At 68.1% G+C, this 298-nt stretch carries 1 protein-coding gene; it reads right to left on the reverse strand.

The genetic code is table 11. The features are described 5' to 3' along the window. On the reverse strand, window positions 1–298 hold a 298-nt coding region (locus tag IO33_RS45430), incomplete at both ends, for an acyltransferase domain-containing protein (RefSeq protein ID WP_037687603.1).

The following is a 298-nucleotide window of genomic DNA, read 5'->3' on the forward strand; positions in this document are numbered from 1 at the left end:
CGACTCCAACAGCCGGAACAACGCCACCTCGACCGCGAACAACGCCGGCTGCGTCGAACCCGTCTGATTCAACTCCTCCGAGTCCACATCCACGGGCGCGTCCAAAAGCACGCACACCTCGTCATACGCCGCCGCGAACACCGGGAAGGCGTCGTAGAGTTCACGCCCCATCCCCAGCCGCTGCGAACCCTGACCCGAGAACAGGAACCCGACCTTGCCCGCCGACTGAGCCCGTCCGGTGACGACGTTCGCCGCCGGTTCGCCTGCCGCGAGGGCGGCCAGCCCCGCACGCAGCTCT

It is taken from the genome of Streptomyces durhamensis (genome assembly GCF_000725475.1).
In the GTDB taxonomy this organism is placed as follows: Bacteria; Actinomycetota; Actinomycetes; order Streptomycetales; family Streptomycetaceae; genus Streptomyces; species Streptomyces filipinensis.